Source organism: Pseudoalteromonas sp. GABNS16E, from assembly GCF_028598715.1.
In the GTDB taxonomy this organism is placed as follows: Bacteria; Pseudomonadota; Gammaproteobacteria; order Enterobacterales; family Alteromonadaceae; genus Pseudoalteromonas; species Pseudoalteromonas atlantica.
Map to the genome: position 1 here is coordinate 1 of NZ_JAQREZ010000142.1, position 922 is coordinate 922.

Genomic DNA, 922 nt, shown 5'->3' on the forward strand with positions numbered 1-922 from the left:
CCGACCTTGAGACACATAGAGATTAAGACTGCAAAGATACGAAAGCGGAAGTTAGCTTTGGCCTGTTTAACGACAAATATTCCGACAAAGCAGTCATGACTATTAGTTTATTGTTAAATCTAATCTTTCTTTTCGTTCATCTACTCAATAACCCCACGCTAAACGTGACTTTAGCGTGGGGTTAGAGTTCACAGTAATTTTATCTGGATAGCTCTTTTATTTTTTTCTCTGAAAACCAGCGATATAAAACAGGTAAAACAAATAATGTTAACAGTGTTGCAGTTACCAAGCCGCCAACAATAACACTCGCTAATGGGCGCTGTATTTCTGCACCAACACCATTAGACATTAACATCGGTATCAAACCTAAAGCTGATGTTATAGCAGTCATAAGTACAGGTCTTAATCTTGAAGTAGCGCCTTCAAAAACGGCTTTAGATGCTTCTAGACCGTCTTTAATACGTTGGTTGATACTTTCTACCATAACGACCCCATTCAATACCGCTACACCAAATAAGGTAATAAAGCCAACGGAGCTTGGTACAGACAAGTATTGTCCAGATAAATATAAGGAGAAAACTCCGCCAATTACAGCAAGCGGCACGTTGACCAATATCAGCATAGCTTGACCAACAGAACCAAAGGCAAAGTAAAGTAGTAGTGCGATTAGTGCTAACGATAAAGGTACAACTATAGCTAACCTATTTTGAGCACGTTTTTGACTTTCGAACTGGCCGCCAATCGAAACAGAATAACCTGAAGGTAAGTCAACCTTTTCAGCAATTACCGTTCTGATATCGGCAACCACGCTTCCCATATCTCGATTTTGTACATTTGCTTGGATAACGACTCTTCGTTGTACATCATCGCGTCTAACTTGTGGTGGGCCTGACTCAAATGAGACTGAGGCTACGTCACCCAG

1 protein-coding gene is annotated in these 922 nt (G+C 40.6%); it reads right to left on the reverse strand.

Features of this window, described 5'->3' with window-relative positions:
• Positions 1–199: 199 nt before the first annotated feature.
• The coding region (locus PSI06_RS21010) for an efflux RND transporter permease subunit (RefSeq protein WP_273604814.1) at positions 200–922 on the reverse strand (723 nt) is incomplete at its 5' end.